Origin of the sequence: Nocardioides sp., from assembly GCF_035429765.1 — a bacterium.
Classification (GTDB): Bacteria; Actinomycetota; Actinomycetes; order Propionibacteriales; family Nocardioidaceae; genus Nocardioides.
The window spans coordinates 1-1814 of sequence record NZ_DAOMFK010000252.1 but is presented as its reverse complement, the minus strand read 5'-3'; the positions used below and the strand labels follow the sequence as shown (position 1 = coordinate 1814).

General features: G+C 73.2%; 2 protein-coding genes. Both read right to left on the bottom strand.

Going from position 1 to position 1814, the window contains the following annotated elements; translation table 11 throughout:
• Positions 1-3 precede the first annotated feature (3 nt).
• Complete coding sequence (locus PLP61_RS15600) at positions 4-1170, bottom strand: acyl-CoA dehydrogenase family protein (RefSeq protein WP_324503675.1); 1167 nt, start codon at positions 1168-1170, stop codon at positions 4-6.
• Positions 1167-1814 (bottom strand): acyl-CoA carboxylase biotin carboxyl carrier protein subunit (locus tag PLP61_RS15595; RefSeq protein WP_324503674.1); only part of this gene is annotated, 648 nt, incomplete at its 5' end. The genes PLP61_RS15600 and PLP61_RS15595, both read right to left, overlap by 4 nt.

Sequence of the window (1814 nt, the reverse complement as noted above, 5' to 3'; positions counted from 1 at the left end):
GGGTCAGTAGGACTTGGGCAGACCCAGGGAGTGCATGGCGACGAAGTTCAAGATCATCTCCCGCGAGACCGGGGCGATCCGGGTGACGCGGGAGGCGACGATGAGCCCGGCCACGCCGTACTCCTGGGTGATGCCGTTGCCGCCGTGGACCTGTACGGCGCGGTCGACGGCGCGCACGCAGGCCTCGCCGGCGGCGTACTTGGCCATGTTCGCGGCCTCCCCGGCGCCCATGTCGTCACCGGCGTCGTAGAGCGCCGCCGCCTTCTGGGTCATCAGCCGGGCCAGCTCCACCTCGATGTGCGACTCCGCGAGGGGGTGGGCGACCGCCTGGTGGGCGCCGATCGGGGTCCGCCAGACCGTGCGCTCCTTGGCGTAGTCGGTGCCCTTGCGCAACGCGTGCCGGGCGAGCCCGGTCGCGAACGCGGCGGCCATGATCCGCTCGGGGTTCAGCCCGGCGAAGAGCTGGACCAGGCCCGCGTCCTCGTCCCCGACCAGCGCGTCGAGGGGCAGCCGTACGTCGTCGATGAACACCGAGAACTGCCGCTCCGGGGAGACGATCTCCATCGGGATGGCGGTGTACTCGAAACCGGGCGCCTCGGTCGGGACGACGAACAGGCAGGGCTTGAGCTTGCCGGTCCTGGCGTCCTCGGTGCGGGCGACGACCAGCACGGCCTGCGCCTCGTCGAGCCCGGAGATGTAGATCTTCTGACCGTTCAGCACCCACTCGTCGCCGTCGCGCCGGGCCGTGGTGGTGATCTGGTGCGAGTTCGACCCGGCGTCGGGCTCGGTGATCGCGAAGGCCATCGTGAACGTGCCGTCGGCGATCCCGGGCAGCCACCGCTGCTTCTGCGCCTCGGTGCCGAACCGCGCGATCACCGACCCGCAGATCGCCGGCGAGACCACCATCATCAGCAGCGGGCAGCCGGCCGCGGCGAGCTCCTCGCACACCGCCGCGGTGTCGCCGATGCCGCCGCCCCCGCCGCCGTACTCCTCGGGGATGTTGATGCCGAGGTAGCCGTTCTTGCCGATCTCCAGCCACAGCTCGCTGGTCGAGCCGCCGCTGCGCGCCTGGGTGGTGAAGTACTCGCGTCCGTACTTCGCGGCGAGCCGGGAGACCTGACGGCGCAGCTCACGCCGCTCCTCGGGCTCGGTGAAAGGGACATCGGTCATGGCTGTTCTCCTTCGTCGTGCGCGGGTGCGGGGTCGTCGCCGGCCGAGACCACGGCCAGCACCTCGCCGGCGGCCACCTGGGCGCCGGCGGTGACGTCGAGCCGGGTGAGCACCCCGGCGTGCGGCGCGTTCACCGCGTGCTGCATCTTCATCGCCTCCAGCACCAGCACGGTGTCCCCGGCCGCCACCTCCCGGCCCACCTCGACCGCGACCCGCACGACCGTGCCCGGCATCGGCGCGAGGAGCGAGCCGCTGGCGACCGCGGCCGAGGGGTCGGTGAACCGGGGCACGGTGCGCAGCCGCACCGACCAGTCCGGGCCGTCCACGTGGATCTCGCGGGACCCGTCGGCGGAGGGTACGCCGAGCATCACCTCCGCCCGCTCGGTGACGCCGTCGATCTCGAGGCGTACGCCGGTGGGCGAGGCGTCCAGGACGGTGGCCCCCTCCACCGTGTAGCCGTCCCGGCCGCCCCACCAGTGCACCTCGGTCTCGGCCGAGCCGATCCGGAAGCCGGTCACCTGGGGCTGCGAGGGCACGTTGCGCCAGGCCACCGGCACCCCGCGCTGCACCCGCCGGGCGGCGGCGGCCTCGTCGGCCAGGGCGACCGTGGCCGCGACGGCCGCCATCCGCTCGGCCTCGGGGGC

Bases quoted from the DNA above. Each gene is read 5' to 3' on its own strand.
- PLP61_RS15600 (WP_324503675.1), bottom strand. From the start codon at position 1,170: ATGACCGATGTCCCTTTCACCGAGCCCGAGGAGCGGCGTGAGCTGCGC.